Raw genomic sequence first — 15,017 nt, 5'->3', positions numbered from 1 at the left:
GCCCAAAAGCCGGCTAGAATGGGGCCAGTTGCGGTGTCAACCATGCTCGAGCAACAACCCTGGGCAGATCGTCGCCAGGGGGCGGTTGGATCCCTGGAGCGTCCCGCCGAGACCCTGGCCCCAACCCGCCTGCCCTTGGTGCAAATGGTGGGGGTTAACAAAGTCTACCCGCTGCTAGAGGGCAGTTTCCAGGCTCTCTACGACATCAACCTGACAATCTGGCCGGGAGAGTATTGCGCCATCATGGGACCCTCGGGCTCCGGCAAGTCCACCCTGATGAACCTCATGGGCTGCTTGGATCGGCCTAGCTCGGGGCGCTACTGGCTAGACGGCGTGGAAGTCTCTGCCCTGCCGGATGGGGAGCTGGCCCGGATTCGCAACCAAAAAATTGGCTTTGTCTTCCAGCAGTTTCACCTCCTGCCCGTCTTAACCGCCCTGGAGAACGTGATGCTGCCCCTGGCCTATGCCGGGATCCCCGAGTCAGAACAGCGCCGGCGAGCTAAACAGGCTCTAGAACAAGTGGGCTTGGGAAGTAAACTCCACCAGCGCCCAGCCCAGCTCTCTGGCGGCCAGCAGCAGAGGGTGGCGATTGCCCGCGCCATTGTTAACCGGCCACAACTGCTTTTGGCCGATGAGCCGACTGGCGCCCTGGACAGGCGCACCGCCCAGGAAGTGCTCAGCCTTTTTGCCGAGCTCCACAGCCAGGGCATTACTCTCGTCGTAGTTACCCATGACCTAGAGGTGGCGCGGGCCGCCCAGCGCCTCATCCACGTTGCCGATGGACATTTGCTGCCCTAGACCTGGACCTGCCTGAACAATTGGGCTCTTGAGGACTGGCCGGCTTCCTCCTCTCTAGGACTAGCTAGCTTGCGCTAGTCTAAACACAATCCCCTGAGCCTCTAGCAAACTTATGGGACTCATTGAAGATATCAGCCGGTTTTTGGAAACCCGCCTAGAGGAATTCCTCAGAGCCCATCCGGAGATTGAGCTGCAGCTCCTTGCCGAGGAATTGCGCCAGCAAGAAGAAGAAACTCGGCAGCTGCTCCAGGAAAGCCTTGCCCAGCGGCAAGCTCTCCAGCGCAGCATTCTCCAGTTGGCAGAGGAAATCAAGACCTGGCACTTTCGCATCGAAAAGGCCGAACGGGCCAACCGCCCGGATCTGGCTGAGGGAGCGCGCCGACGGGAAGCCGAGCTTTTGGAGCAAGGGAGCCGGTTATTCAACCAAGGGAAGGCTCTGGAGGAGAGAATCCGGCAACTGGAAGCTCTGCTGCCGCAAATTGCCCAGCGCCGCCAAGAGGTGCGCAGCAAGCTGCAAGAAGTCAAAGCCGCCCAAACCCAGAAGGCCAGCGAGCCGGATCGGAAGTTCAACCCCTGGGGCAGTCTGTTTGAGGATAAGTTGGAGGAGGAATTTCGGCGGCTGGAGATGCAGCTCGAAGTGGAAAAAGAATTGGACACCATAAGGAAGAAGGTGCAGGAACAGCGGCGGCAATAACGGCTTCCTCGTGAAAAACGCTTTCTTATAGCCCCGGTGATGCTGTCTTTGAAACAAGTTCCTTCCCCCAAGAGCGGCCCAAGAGTGGTACGCTATTGCGCATGAAAGAGTTCTATCTAAATCACCCCACATTTGGTCTGCTCTACGGCCTGTGTCAGGTTAACGAAGGGGAGGCCATCTTCACCACCCTTTATGCCCAAAGGCTGTTTTTTCGGGTCTACTTCAAGCCCCCCGCTGACGACGACCCCTCTGCTGTGGAAGAATTGGTCTTTGACCCGATTAGCCGCAACGAAGCCCGCCAAGTTCTCGAAGAGCAGATGCGCTTGCTGCGCCGCGCCAACCGCAAAGACGAGCTGGAACATCTGCAGTTGGTTTACAAACGCACCTTTTCCTAAGCCGCTCTAGAATTGCGACAGAAAGCGCAGGTCGCTGCTGTAGAACAGCCGGATATCCTGAACGCCGTGCAGGAGCATGGCCACCCGCTCGACACCGATCCCTGCCGCAAAGCCGGTGTAGCGCTCTGGGTCATAGCCAACTGCCTGAAACACATTAGGATCCACCATGCCGCAGCCGAAAATCTCCAGCCACTTGGAGCCAAAGCGTACGTCCATTTCAGCCGAGGGCTCCGTGAAGGGAAAGTAGCTAGGCCGAAAGCGGGTTTCCTGCTGGCCTAACAGGCGAGTCACGAACTCCTTGAGGGTGCCCTTGAGGTCAGTGAAGGTAAGGTTTTCCCCTACTGCCAAGATTTCCACCTGGTGAAACACAGCCGAGTGGGTGGCATCGACCTTGTCGCGGCGCATCACCCGTCCCGCGTGGACAATGCGCAGAGGCGGCTGGTGTTGCTCCATGTAGCGCACCTGCACCGAAGAAGTTTGGGTGCGCATCAGATAACCCTTTTCTAGATAGAGGGTATCCTGCATGTCCCGCGCCGGGTGGTCGGCAGGGGTGTTGAGGGCTTCGAAGTTGTAGTACTCCGTCTCGATCTCCGGGCCATGGACTACCGTATAGCCCATTCCCACAAAGATGTCGAGCATGCGGTCAATGGTGGCCTGCAGCGGGTGAACCCGGCCCAGCGGCCGGCGCGGCCCCGGCATAGTGACATCCAAACGCTCTGCTTCTAGGCGGGCTTGGAGCTTGGCTTCAGCTAGGGTCCGTTTGCGCTCCTCCAGGCTGGATTGCAGGGCCTCTTTGAAGCTGTTGGCCAAAGCTCCGATAGCTGGCCTTGCTTCCGGCGGCAGCTTCCCCATTCCCCCCAAGATCTTGGAGAGCTTTCCCTTCTTGCCCAGGTAGTCGATGCGGATTTGCTCCAGGGCGTCTAGCTCGGCAGCCTGGGCCACTTGGGCAAGTGCTTCTTCCTGGAGGGCAAGCAGCTGTTGGCGCAGGATGTCCTGTTCCTCTTGCATGGAGTCGGTTATTCCCCCACTTGTGGTAGCCCAGCCAAGCAGCTAGGAAGGAGGATCCCTGCTGTGGGCTAGGTCACTTCTTCAACCGTATCATTTTTGCCTGCAGCGCCTCCTACTGCAGCAGCTCCCTCTGCCAATCGACAACTTTGCGAAAGCGAAAAGGGCCTGCCAATGCCCCCCACACCTGGCGGTGGGTAACTGGATCCATGCCCCGGTCGTGGCTGCAGAACTCGCTTTCGCTCAACTGCAGCGTGGTCTGCAAATAGGTGGTTTGGCCGTTGCGCACTACCCAACAGCGACACCCCGGCTCTGTGGTGCCGACAAAGTGGGATCCCTGCCTCTTCACATGCACATCACACCCCGGCAGGTAGGCCAGATCCGCAGGGCTCAATTGGCTGAGCTGCCCGGCTCTTTCGCGGGCACAGCCCCGCCACCGCTGGGGCTCCAGAGGACGGTAGTTGCGAATCACGATCCCGTCCCCTACTTGGGTAAGCTCCACCACCGCCTGACGATAGGGCTCCTCCAGATGGCCGCTGTAGGCCTGCTCCACATAAAAGCCGATCCCTGCCAACACACCGGCTGGCAAGGGGCGATAAGCCACCCGGATGGAGGCAAAAAAAGGCGGGTTCTCCCAGGCTTGCTCTTGGTTGCTGAAGTCTCCCGCTAGCCACCGCGCCATTTGCAGCAGCTCGGAAGAGAAGGTGGGCTGCAACTGGATCGCCATAGCCTCAAAGCCAGAGTAGGGGCCACTACACGGCTAAGTCTGGGGTTTTCCGGGCCGCGTTTTCCCGGTGAAAGCCTGCTCAGATTTTCTCTCAGCTTTGCCTTACCTAGGAGACTGGCGCAAGTATTAAATTATGTGTACTTTATGAGAAGGTTTACTTGGATACAGAAGCGGGCCTCTTGACTTGACTGCAAAGCCATGAGCAAGGCTGTCGTTGTTCCTGATATTGTAAACTCATGTAAAGTAGCATTGTTTTTTGTAAAAACCAAGGCCTCAAAGGATTTGGACAAAAAGGCCAGAGTTGCCCACTAGGAGCAGATCTGGGGCTGTTTGCATCTAGTAAAGACCCTTTACATTTTTTGATTCAATCCCTCCCCGCCCTCGCGGTAGAAGTAAGAACTGGAAGCAAGGCAAGCTGGCTTTTCCTCACTTACCTAGTGCAGGGTGTCAGCAGCAAAAAATCCTTGTTTCACCCCGATTCCCCACAGTCTGCCAGCAAGTGGCTTCATTCTTGAAGCTGGCTAGGCAAGGGGAGGTGAGGAGGTTCCTGCCGGTGGTTCTGTTGGGGCAAAGATTTGCGCTAACAGGGCTCTTCGGTAGGGAAGCTGCAAAAGACTGCTGGGTTCATAGAGCGCTTTTGCCCTCTAGTAGAGATTTAACCTCTTTTGCTTTCGCTAGGAGATTGAGAACCATGAACGACGTATTTAGCAAAGTTGTTGCCCAAGCTGACGCCAAAGGCGCTTTCCTGGGAGAAAACGAGTTTGCGGCACTGCAGCAGGTGATTGCTGACGGAAACAAGCGTTTGGACGCAGTGAACCGCATCACCAGCAACGCCTCCAAAATCGTGACCGATGCTGTCCGCGAATTGTTTGCTGAGGAGCCTAATTTGAATGCTCCTGGCGGCCCTGCCTATCCAAGCCGCAACGTGGCTGCCTGCTTGCGGGATATGGACATCATCCTCCGCTACATTACCTACGCCGTGGCGGCTGGAGACCCGAGCGTCCTGGATGAGCGCTGCCTGAATGGCTTGCGGGAAACCTACCAAGCTCTTGGCACCCCTGGCAGCTCTGTGGCCAATGGCATCCAGAAGATGAAAAAGGCGGCAGTGGCAGTGGTCAATGATCCCAATGGCATTACGCGCGGTGACTGCAGTGCTTTGATTGCCGAAATCGAGTCCTACTTCGATCGCGCCGCTGCTGCAGTGGTCTAGTATTCCGCAGCTATTTGCAAGCTAAGCTTTGAATCCTTTGTATTGTTGCCTTGACTTGAGCTGAGGTAAAGGAGCGTTTTGAGTCATGCAAACCCCAATTGTTGATGCCATTGCCACTGCCGATAGCCAAGGACGCTATCTCAGTAACAGCGAATTGCAAGCCATCAGCGGCCGTTTTCAGCGGGCAGCCGCCAGCATGGAAGCAGCTCGCGTCCTGAGCAGCCGTGCCGAGGAGCTGGTGCGCGGTGCCACTGAGGCCGTTTATGCCAAGTTCCCCTACACCACTCAGCCAGGGGGACAATGCTGCACCCAGGCGGGTAAAGACAAGTGTGCCCGCGACGTGCGCCACTATCTGCGCTATATCACCTACTGCTTGGTTACCGGTGGCACTGGCCCCCTGGACGAATGTATGCTGGCCGGGATCCGAGAGATCAATGCTGCTTTTGAACTCTCTCCCAGTTGGTACATTGAAGCCCTACGCTACATCAAGGCCAACCATGGCCTGACCGGGCAAGCAGCCACTGAAGCCAACGCCTATATTGACTACGCCATCAACGCGCTCAGCTAGTTCTTAACCCCAGAGCTGGGTTCAAGGCAGTAGGGATCCCCGGGGTGAAGGGGATCCCTCTCCGTAGGCTGCAGTGGCCGTGGCTCTGCAGGGAGGAGATCTTGAGGGGGTAAATCTTTCAGTTTCAAAGTTGGTCTAGCTGGTTTGTTGGATTTGAGGAGTTAGCATGAGCGGAATTACAGCGGCAAGCCGGATGGGGATCCGGGGCATCACAGAGACAACTCCTTTAGAGTTGCGCCCCAATGCTAGCCAGGAGCAGCTCAACGCCATCCTACGGGCTATCTATCGCCAGGTTTTGGGCAACGATCACCTATTTGCCTCCGACAGGAAGGAGCTGGCCAGTGCGGAATCGTTGCTGCGCCAGGGCAGCTTGACGGTGCGAGAATTTGTGCGTTTGCTTGCCAAGTCGGAAGCCTACAAGCGGCGGTTTCTCTACCCCAACTCACAAACCCGCGCTATCGAGCTTAACTTCAAGCATCTCTTGGGGCGAGCTCCCACCAGCCCAAAAGACATTGCCCGCCACCTAGATATCTATCACTCGGGAGGCCACAGCGCGGAGATTGACTCCTACATTGACAGCCCAGAATACCTAGAAGCGTTTGGCGATAACATTGTTCCCCATCCACGCGGCTTTGAATACCGCAAGGCCCACACTACCCGCGACTTTACCAACCTCTTTGCTCTTTACGGAGGCTATGCCAACAACGACCGCTCCCAGGGGCGGAGGCCGCGCCTGATGATTCCCCTGGCCACTGGGTTTACCCCAGCTATTCGCCGCATTGGGGTACGAGGACTGCTGCCACCCAGCCCCATTTCCAAGCACTTGGGGCCGCCCACGGGTCAGTCTGACCGCATGTTTTGCATTGAGGTAACGCGGCTGCTCAACCCACCCTCGGCCCTAGCGACTTCTAGCCGCGTGCGCAAATCCAACCAGCAGATCTTCGTTTCTGCCGATCAACTCTCGGCAACAATGCAGCGACTTCTCAAAGCGGGCGCCAAGATTGTCAGCGTCCGCAGCGCCTAGCTGTTGGAGTTTTGGCCTGTGGACTCCTTGAGCCCAGTAGCTCCTCCAGACTCCTATCCGTCGGCGGATCTCACCCCGGCTGGGCAAATTGCCAAGCTGCGATACGGGGATCCGGGAGAACGCTACTACGCGGCTTGGTGGCTGGGGCGCATGCGGGTGAGAGAGGGGATCCCGGCCCTCATCGAGGCGCTGGCCGATGAGACCGATCGCACGGCCCAGGGGGGATATCCGCTGCGGCGCAATGCCGCCCGCGCCCTGGGCAAGCTGGGATCCCCTGCGGCGATCCCGGCTCTAAAAGAGGCTTTGCGCTGCTCCGACGGCCAAGTGGTGGCGGCAGCAGCCCAGGCGCTGGTCGAGATTGCCCTAGCCAACTTCCTCGACCGGGATCCCGCCCAGCTTGAAGACTTGGGAGGAGCATTGCTGCAGGGGCTGCGCCGCGCGGAGCAGGGTCTCCAGACGGAAGCCCTTGCTGCCTTAGAGGCCCTCATCGAGGCGCTTGGACAACTGCAGGTGTCTGCTGCCCTGGAGCCGATTCGCCTCTACCGAGATCACCCCTCCCTTCGTTTGCAATGCGCGGCAGGGCAGGCCTGTTACCGCTTGACGGGAGATCCCACTTTTCTTGAGCCTCTGCTGTCGCTGCTGGCTCATCCCAACGTTCATCTGCGGCGGGCTGCCCTCCTGGATCTAGGGGCCAGCGGCTATTTGCCGGCAGCTCCGGCCATGGCGAGAGCGGCAGTAGAGGCTAACCTCAAGCTGCTTGCCCTCAAGCAGTTGGTGGAGGTGAGCCTCAGACGTGGAAAGGAAGACGGAACTAACTTGCACCAGGTGCTACGGCTAATCGACGAGCTGCTTTAAAGTTGACATCCAAAGGCTTATTTTGTTAAAACTGATACAGAATGAAGTTGGGTTTTACCCTCTGGGCCACGCCAGGGAAGCTGAAGCTGTTGTCCTACAGCTCCCGAGAAGCGGGCTACGGAAGTTGCTTTCCCCGTCAGATGGCCGCCGTCTACTTGGGGGACTCTTCATATGCAACTGACCTATCGCGGCATTGCCTACGTCTTTGTCCCTTCTGCCCCCGCGAGCTGCCAGCGGCAGGCGGTGCGAGTGCGGTACCGGGGCTTAGCGTGGGACTGGCCAGCTCAATCGGCATCTGTGGCGCTGCCACAGTCTTTTGCCCTGACGTATCGAGGCCTTGTCCTCAACCCAGTGGCGAAGACAGCGAGCAGGCCGCCGGCAGCTATCTCCCCGCATATGGAAACCCATCGGCAGAATCTGCTGCGCCGGCTGCAGGAGCGCATTCGTTCTGCCCAGCTCCGCGGGGATGAGCATCTGTTGCAGCAACTGGAACAGGAGCGACAACTCCTGGCCTGAGCTCTTCCTCGACCTCCCTCCACAGGTCAGGAGAATGCGGAATAATAGTGCTGCCCTATGCCGAACGAGGGGGGTAGCGGCTGTGAGCTTGCGGGTGGATTTCGAGAAGGAAGGGACGGCAGCATCTCGCCAGTTGCCCCCTGCCAAGGCGGCGGTGGGGAGCTAGGGCATGAAGGAAGGGATCCCAGGGGCCTCTTCCTCCCGCCGTTCCTTGCTCTCAGTAGCGGGGCTAGTGGCTGGTGCTACCCTGCTCAGCAAGGGTATGGGGTTTGTCCGGCAGGCTCTGATTGCGGCAATCTACGGCTCGGGGCTGGAGTACAGTGCCTTTGGGGTGGCCTATGTCCTGCCCGGTTTCTTGTTGATCCTGCTGGGCGGGATCAACGGTCCTTTTCACAGTGCCATCGTCAGCATTCTTAAAAAGCAGCAGCTCTCAGGAGAAGCAGCAGCCCGCTGGCTGGAGTCAATCTCCACCTTGGTGGGCTGTCTTCTCTTAACCGTGACCTTGGGCCTATGGTGGGGAGCAGACTGGGTAGTGCGCCTGACGGCGCCGGGATCCAGCCCCGCAGTCCATGCCCTTGCTGCCCAGCAACTGCGGATCATGGCGCCGCTGGCCTTGCTCTCGGGGTGGATTGGCATTGGCTTTGGGGCACTCAATGCGGCCGAGCACTACCTCTTGCCTGCCCTCAGCCCCCTAATCTCCAGCCTGGCAGTCATCGGGATCCTGCTTAGCTTGGGGTGGACAGGGATCCCAACCTTGCTGGCCTGGGGCGTACTTGTCGGGGCCATTGCCCAGTGGTTGGCTCAGGTACCGTTGCAGCAGCGGCTGGGGCTGGGGCGGCTGCGGCTGCGCTTTGAGTGGGGATCCCCGCAGGTGCGAGCCGTGGGCCTGCTCATGCTGCCAGCGGTCATCTCCTCTGGCATGATCCACATCAATGTCTACGTGGATCTCTTTTTTGCCTCCTTTGTGCCCGGGGATCGCACCATCGGCAACTTGGGCTACGCCCAGCTTTTGGTGCAAACCCCCCTGGGGATCCTTTCCAACATGGTGCTGGTGCCTTTGATGCCCCTCTATGCCCAACTAGCAGGAGAGAGAGACCGATGGCCCGAGCTGTGCCGGCGCATCCGGCAAGGGTTGATGGTGACCGCCATCCTCACCCTGCCCCTTGCAATGCTGTTGGTGGCCTTGGCCGAACCCATTGTCCAGGTGGCCTACCAACGGGGTCGCTTTACGGCGGAGGCAACCCAGGAGGTGGCGGCTCTGCTGATGGCCTATGGCCTGGGGATGAGCTTTTACCTGCTGCGGGATGTGCTGGTGCGCATCTTTTACGCTCTGGAGGACGGAACCACACCCCTGCGCATCAGTGGCCTAGCCATTGGCCTCAACGCCCTTCTGGACTTCCTATTTCTACAGGTCTTTGGGGCACCAGGCATTGCCCTGGCCACAGCAGGGGTTAACCTAGTAGCCCTGATTGGACTGGGGATCTGCCTTCACCAGCGCCTGCCAGGGATCCCCTGGCAAGAGATGGGACAAGCCCTACTGCCCCTGCTGGGGATCACCGTCCTAGCTGGTGGGCTTAGCCACTGGCTGTGGATGCAGCTACGCGCCTACGAGATCTTGGGATCCCCCCTGCTCACCGCCCTTGTCTGGGCTGGGCTGGCCGGTGGCCTGGGCCTAAGCCTAGTGGTAGCTGGAGCTCTGTATCTGCGGATCCCGGAGGTGGAGGGGCTGGCCCTCCAGATCTGGAGGCGGCTTGCTCGCCCCTAATTGATGGCCTCCAGGTAATCCCGCACCCGGTTGCGCCGCTTAGGCTGCCGCAGCTTCTGCAAGGCTTTGGCCTCGATTTGCCGTACCCGCTCCCGCGATAGATCCAAGGCGCGGCCAATTTCCGCTAGGGAGTAGGTGCGACCATCCCCCAGCCCAAAGCGCATGCGAATCACATCCCGCTCGCGGCTGGTGAGATCCTCCAACAGCTGCTGCAGATCGCGCTGGAGGGCCTCGCGCATCATCATCTCCTCGGGAGAGATGTCATCGGTCTCCAGCAGATCCCCTAGCTCGGTGTCCTTGTCTTTGCCCACCTTGGTTTCTAGAGAAACCGAGCGCGGCACCCGCACCAGCAGCTCCCTGACCTGGGGCACTGTCATCTCCAGCTCGGAAGCAATGTCCTCAATGGTGGGGGTACGGCCTTTTTCCTGGGAAAGCTTGCGCTGGGCCTTTTTGATCTTGTTTAGCTTCTCGGTTATGTGGACAGGCAAGCGGATGGTGCGGCTTTGGGTGGCGATAGCCCGGGTGATCCCCTGCCGGATCCACCAGTAGGCGTAGGTGCTGAAGCGGTAACCCTTTTTGGGGTCAAACTTCTCCACTGCTCGCTCCAGGCCCAGCGTGCCCTCCTGGATCAAATCCAGCAGCTCCAGGCCGCGGTTTTGGTATTTTTTCGCCACCGACACCACCAGGCGCAGGTTGGCCTTGATCATCTGTTCCTTGGCCCGCTTGCCGATGCGCTGGATCTGTTGCAGCTTTTCAGGCGTAAGGTTTGCCCACTCGGGGAACTGGTTGGCCCTAGCCACCCATTCTGCCAGAGTAGGCTCCCGCCCCAGCTCTTTCTGCAAACGCAGGCGCACATCCAAGAGCTTCATGTAGTCTTGGACTTTTTGGGCCAGCGCCACCTCCTCGTCTCGTCCCAAGAGGGGAACACGTCCAATCTCCTGGAGGTAAAGGCGCACCAGGTCGGTGGAGGGTCGAGCTGGCCCCTCTTCGGCGTACTCGCTTTCGGCAAACTCCGCCTCTTCCTCCTCCGTCAGGTCGAGGAGGTCGGTTGGGGTTTCCAACAAAGTGTCGTTGGCTTCAGGTTCGTAGATAGACATGTAAGTGCTACTGAGTGAAATAGCAACAGAGACAGTCAAGCAGCTGGACTAACATTGAAGAGGGGGCTAAGTTGAGGGTTCCCCAGGGACAGTGGCTGTGCGCTGTCATCATCCCCGCGGAGACAACACTCTCCTCTGGCTAAGTCCAACCCTGGAATCCTGCCCTCGGTAGGGAACGGCTGAGATAGCCACGAAGGAAGCCACCTGCTGGCGAAGTGTAAGCCCCTTATCATAACTTAATTATAGTTGCCTCTCTCAGCTTAGCTGCATGAGATTGGGCGCAGATTTCTCCCCCCTGAGCCGTCGTCACGGTTGCTGGAAAGCGCAGGGTTTTTGCTTGTCGTCGAGGTAGGATCTACCAAGCGTGGCTACTGCCGGAGGCAACCAACCTCTCCGCAGAACTTAAACTAGGAGGTAGAGGGTCAACTTCCACGAGCTATTTTTCTGCCCCTTCCCTGCTACAGTGGAGAGGCTACAGGTCAAGCCGCCCGACCAGATGGGGCTCGTTCCTGTCATCCCTATGAATTGGGTAGCTACATCACCCCCCCTCTCCCTGAAGGGAGAGGCCATTTCTACCCTAGCGCTGACGCTGCTTCTGGGGATCGGCCTATTCTTTTTTCTGCGAGCCTCAGGTAGAGATCGCAGCGAAACCCGCTTCTATTCTAGCAGCCGCAGCCTGGAGGAAATAGGATCCCTTCTCCGAAAGCACCTGGAAGGGCGGGCCTATCGCTTGCAGTTTGCCGATGCCGAGGGGATCGCCACCTTTATCGGTCAGGCTCGGCCCAGTGTGGGGTTGGCTGTTTTTTTGACAGGGCTAGCAGGAGTGGGTCTGGCCTGTTTGGCTCTGGTGCTGTCCATGCTGGAGCCGGCGTGGGGAGCCTGGCCCTGGACCCTGGTGCTGGCCGCTCCTTGGGCAGGCTGGTACTACTGGCGGCGCAACTACCGCCTGGAGCGGCTTCGCCTGAAGTTGCAAGAGGCTGACCCACCCCCTGGATCCCTGCTGTGGGTGGAGGGGCAGCGAGATGAGCTGGAGGTGCTGGCCGCCAGCTTGGGGCTGCAAGAGCGGGAGCCGGAGCGAGGGTAGAGCCCTAAGGCTCCTCGGAAAAGAGGGAGCCCGGGATCAGAGACAGTTGCTCCGCGGGGGCGGGGTTGCGGATCTCGAGGGGCTCAGGGTGTTGTTCAGGCTGTTTTTTCTTGGAGGAAAGGCGGCTTTTCCCTTGGTTGCGCAGGCCCAGGCCAATGCGGCTGTGTTGTTCCACTAGGGCCAGCACCTGCTTAGCCCGCTCGATCACCGGCTGGGGCAGGCCGGCCATGCGCCCTACCTCGATGCCGTAGGAGCGGTCGGCCCCCCCGGGCTGCACCTGGTGCAGGAAGATGATGCGATCCGGCAGCTCTTTCACCACCACCTGGAAGTTGGCCACGTTGGGCAGCAGGGTCTCCAGTTGGTTGAGCTCGTGGTAGTGGGTGGCAAAGATTGTGCGGGCGCGCACCTGGGTGGCAAGGTACTCAGCCACCGCCCAGGCAATGGAGAGGCCGTCGAAGGTGGCGGTGCCGCGGCCAATCTCGTCCAAAAGCACCAGGGAGCGCTCGCCGGCGTGGTTGAGGATGTTGGCCGTCTCGTTCATCTCCACCATGAAGGTGGACTGTCCCGTGGCCAGGTCATCGACAGCACCGATGCGGGTAAACACGCGGTCACACAAGCCCAGCTCCGCCCGCCGCGCCGGGACGAAGCTGCCCATCTGGGCCAGGATCTGGATGAGCCCGATCTGCCGCAAATAGGTGGATTTGCCCGACATGTTGGGGCCAGTGAGGACAATCAGATCCGGGCCGTGGGGGGATCCCAGACGCACCGAGTTGGGGACAAATAGGCCCTGGGGCAAAGACTTCTCCACCACCGGATGGCGCCCTTCCTCGATGACTAGGCGGCGATCTTCCGTGATCACGGGACGGGTGTAGCCCTGCTGCACGGCCACCTCGGCCAGGCCAAACAGGGCATCGACGGCGGCCAGGGTCTGGGCCACCTGGCGGATGGCGGCAGCTTGGGATCCCGCCTCTTGGCGCAGCTGCACAAACAGCTCGTATTCCCGCTGGTTGATCTCAGTCTGAGCGGTGAGGACGCGGGCTTCTTTTTCTTTGAGCTCAGGGGTGATGAAGCGCTCTTCGTTAGTCAGGGTCTGCTTGCGGATGTAGTCTTTTGGCACCTGCTGGGCCTTGGCGCGGCTGATGCTGATGTAGTAGCCGAAGGCTTTGTTGAAGCCGACTTTGAGGGTGGGGATCCCAGTGCGCTCGCGCTCGGTTTTCTCCAACTGGGCAATCCACTGGCGGTCTTGCTCCACCTGCTGCCGCAGCCTGTCCAGCTCCGGATCGACGCCGGGCCGGATTAGCCCCCCTTCGGTGAGCACAGGGGGAGGGGAGGGCAGGAGAGTGTGCTCGATGCGGCGGCCCAGGTCAACCAGGGCGGGATCCACCTGCTGCAAGCTCTGCAGGAGAGGGGTCTTGGCTTCGGCCACCAGCTCCGCCAGTTGGGGCAGTTTGCCCAAGGAGGAGCCCAGGGCCACCAGCTCGCGTGGGTTGGCGGTGCCGGAGGCGACGCGGTTGGCCAAGCGCTCCAGGTCATAGAGAGAGTCCAGCAGGGATCCCAGGCGGGTGCGCAGGGAGGGGTTTTCCAACAGCTCCTGGATGGTGTCCTGGCGGAGGCGGATTTGCTCAAGATCCCGCAAAGGCTGCAGCAGCCAACGGCGCAGGGTGCGTCCTCCCATGGCAGTGCGGCTGTGATCCAGCACCCAGAGCAGGGATCCGACAAAGGCCCCCTCGCGGATGGTCTGGGTGAGCTCCAAGTTGCGGCGGGTTTGGGGATCCAAGATGAGGTAATCCGTCAACTGGTAGGTGCGAGGGGGACGTAGGAGGGGGTGGCCCCCCTGGGGAGAAGGCTGCACCAGGTTCTTTTGCGTCTCCTCCAGGTAGTGCAAGAGCCCTCCCGCCGCCCGAATGGCCAGGGGCAGCCCCTCGCAGCCCAAGCCCTCCAAAGAGCGCAGGCCATAGGTCTGTAGCAAGTTTTCTCGCGCCACCGCCAGCTCAAAGGGCTCCGCCGGGCGCAGGGTATAGGTGTACTGGCCGGGCAGGCCCAGGGGAGCTTGGGGATCCCCAGGCCGAATTAAGCCCAGGCCTAGCCCTTCCTCGGTGGGCAGCAGGATCTCCGCCGGCTGCAGCCGGGCCAGCTCCTGTTCTAGCTGCTCTTGCCCCTCGCTCTGGCAGACCCAGAACTCGCCGGTAGAAATGTCGGCGTAAGCCAGGCCCCAGGGGGTTTGCTTGGAGCCTCTCAGGCGGACCACGGCGGCCAAGTAGTTGTTTTGCCGTGCCTGCAGCAGCTCCTCTTCGATGACCGTGCCGGGGGTGATGACCCGCGTCACTTCCCGCCGCACCAAGCCTTTGGCCTGATCCGCCGGCTCCATCTGGTCGCAGACGGCCAGGGCATAGCCTTTGGCCACCAACTGAGCAGCATAGCGGTCAAAGGCGTGGTAAGGGATCCCGCACATGGGCACCCGTCCTATGGCCCCTGCCTCCCGCCCGGTGAGCACCAGCTCCAGCTCCCGCGACACCACTTCCGCGTCCTGGAAAAACATCTCGTAGAAATCCCCTAGGCGGTAGAGCAAGATGGCGTGGGGATACTGCCGCTTCAGCTCCACATAGTGCTGCATCATGGGGGTGAGCAGGGCGGGATCCACCTCTAAGGCATCCCAAGTAGGCTCGGCGGAAGAACTCATGGCATCAAAACGTGGGCAAGCAATGGGCTGAAGGTTCGGAGTCTAGCCAACTCGGGCCGACCAGCTTGGGCCATTCTAGATCCAGGTCTAGATGAAGTTTGAGACGTTTCCCCAGCCCTTCTCCCCTGATTCCCATTTCGCGGTTGGTTGCCATGACCTCGCTCAGGGTAGTTGGATCCCCCCTGAGGTAAGTCCGAATGGCTGGGCAGAGGCGCTGCCCGGTCTTGTCCAAAAGCCCTGAAGCGCAAGAGGGAGAAATTTAGGCACAAGCTATTGAAACTGACTTGCAACATCCAAGAAGACTTGCTATTCTAGCGGCTACGTTTTGTTGAGTTTACTTTCAATAAAGCTCGGGAGGGAGGCCTGGCCAACTTGGCTGAGTTTTCCATCCCGCCCTTGCGGGCGGAGGGGGTTTCTTGGCCTCAGAAGGCTCTCTTCCTGGGCAAAGCTCGAGAGGTTTTCCCGGTGCTGGTCGATCGCGAGTGTCCGTATACAGAGGTTGAGGGGGGCAGAGGCTGGGGGCAAAGAAAGCGGCTGCTCTCGCCAATCGGTTTGACCTGTTTGCTATTGAGTTTCATTTTCCTAGTACTTTTGGTCTC

The 15,017-nt window shown here is 59.7% G+C and carries 14 protein-coding genes and 1 pseudogene; 11 read left to right on the top strand and 4 right to left on the bottom strand.

Annotated elements, in window-relative coordinates:
- Positions 1-42: 42 nt before the first annotated feature.
- The 3 genes from NW806_RS09000 (at position 43) to NW806_RS08990 (ending at position 1,887) form a co-directional block, all read left to right on the top strand.
- Entirely contained in the window at positions 43-798 is a 756-nt protein-coding gene (locus NW806_RS09000) for an ABC transporter ATP-binding protein (RefSeq protein ID WP_414393944.1), read from the top strand.
- Positions 799-910: 112 nt separating this feature from the next.
- Positions 911-1,492: a TIGR04376 family protein gene (locus tag NW806_RS08995; RefSeq protein WP_414410843.1), complete on the top strand. Its 582-nt coding sequence runs from the start codon at positions 911-913 to the stop codon at positions 1,490-1,492.
- A gap of 101 nt (positions 1,493-1,593) precedes the next feature.
- Positions 1,594-1,887, top strand: coding sequence for a PipX family protein (locus NW806_RS08990; RefSeq protein WP_414393947.1), 294 nt, complete (start codon positions 1,594-1,596; stop codon positions 1,885-1,887).
- 6 nt (positions 1,888-1,893) lie between these two features.
- On the opposite strand, the gene pheS is transcribed toward NW806_RS08990, so the two are convergent.
- The gene (gene pheS, locus NW806_RS08985) at positions 1,894-2,895 is read right to left on the bottom strand and encodes a phenylalanine--tRNA ligase subunit alpha (protein ID WP_414410842.1); all 1,002 of its coding nucleotides are present in this window, start codon (positions 2,893-2,895) and stop codon (positions 1,894-1,896) included.
- 112 nt (positions 2,896-3,007) lie between these two features.
- Entirely contained in the window at positions 3,008-3,619 is a 612-nt protein-coding gene (locus tag NW806_RS08980; RefSeq protein WP_414393949.1) for a chromophore lyase CpcT/CpeT, read from the bottom strand.
- A 691-nt stretch (positions 3,620-4,310) separates the two neighbouring features.
- Between NW806_RS08980 and NW806_RS08975 the strand changes: the two genes are divergently transcribed.
- From NW806_RS08975 to murJ, 6 genes are all read left to right on the top strand, one after another.
- Positions 4,311-4,829: a phycocyanin subunit beta gene (locus NW806_RS08975; protein ID WP_414393951.1), complete on the top strand. Its 519-nt coding sequence runs from the start codon at positions 4,311-4,313 to the stop codon at positions 4,827-4,829.
- An 85-nt stretch (positions 4,830-4,914) separates the two neighbouring features.
- Positions 4,915-5,397, top strand: a complete 483-nt coding sequence (locus NW806_RS08970; protein WP_414410841.1) for a phycocyanin subunit alpha — start codon at positions 4,915-4,917, stop codon at positions 5,395-5,397.
- Between the two features lie 166 nt (positions 5,398-5,563).
- Entirely contained in the window at positions 5,564-6,421 is an 858-nt protein-coding gene (locus NW806_RS08965; RefSeq protein WP_414406279.1) for a phycobilisome rod-core linker polypeptide, read from the top strand.
- An 18-nt stretch (positions 6,422-6,439) separates the two neighbouring features.
- Positions 6,440-7,276, top strand: a complete 837-nt coding sequence (locus tag NW806_RS08960) for a HEAT repeat domain-containing protein (protein ID WP_414410840.1) — start codon at positions 6,440-6,442, stop codon at positions 7,274-7,276.
- A 171-nt stretch (positions 7,277-7,447) separates the two neighbouring features.
- Complete coding sequence (locus tag NW806_RS08955; protein ID WP_414410839.1) at positions 7,448-7,792, top strand: DUF4278 domain-containing protein; 345 nt, start codon at positions 7,448-7,450, stop codon at positions 7,790-7,792.
- A gap of 169 nt (positions 7,793-7,961) precedes the next feature.
- Positions 7,962-9,557: a murein biosynthesis integral membrane protein MurJ gene (gene murJ, locus NW806_RS08950; protein ID WP_414410838.1), complete on the top strand. Its 1,596-nt coding sequence runs from the start codon at positions 7,962-7,964 to the stop codon at positions 9,555-9,557.
- Here murJ and sigC read toward each other — a convergent pair.
- A complete protein-coding gene (sigC, locus tag NW806_RS08945) occupies positions 9,554-10,648 on the bottom strand; it encodes an RNA polymerase sigma factor SigC (RefSeq protein WP_414410882.1) in 1,095 nt (364 codons plus the stop codon). The two genes, murJ and sigC, sit on opposite strands and share 4 nt — an antisense overlap.
- 502 nt (positions 10,649-11,150) lie before the next feature.
- On the opposite strand from sigC, the gene NW806_RS08940 reads away from it, so the two are divergent.
- The gene (locus NW806_RS08940; RefSeq protein ID WP_414410837.1) at positions 11,151-11,738 is read left to right on the top strand and encodes a cofactor assembly of complex C subunit B; all 588 of its coding nucleotides are present in this window, start codon (positions 11,151-11,153) and stop codon (positions 11,736-11,738) included.
- Between the two features lie 4 nt (positions 11,739-11,742).
- Here NW806_RS08940 and mutS read toward each other — a convergent pair whose 3' ends face one another.
- Positions 11,743-14,418 (bottom strand): DNA mismatch repair protein MutS, encoded by a 2,676-nt coding sequence (gene mutS / locus NW806_RS08935; RefSeq protein ID WP_414410836.1) that lies wholly within the window; start codon positions 14,416-14,418, stop codon positions 11,743-11,745.
- Between the two features lie 372 nt (positions 14,419-14,790).
- Here mutS and NW806_RS08930 point away from each other — a divergent pair.
- Positions 14,791-15,017: pseudogene (locus tag NW806_RS08930) on the top strand (hypothetical protein); the annotation flags it as partial.

The sequence above is a fragment of the Synechococcus sp. W65.1 genome, from assembly GCF_047461615.1.
Classification (GTDB): domain Bacteria; phylum Cyanobacteriota; class Cyanobacteriia; order Thermostichales; family Thermostichaceae; genus Thermostichus.
The sequence above is the reverse complement of the archived record's forward strand: the minus strand, read 5'-3'. Positions and strand labels throughout refer to the sequence as shown.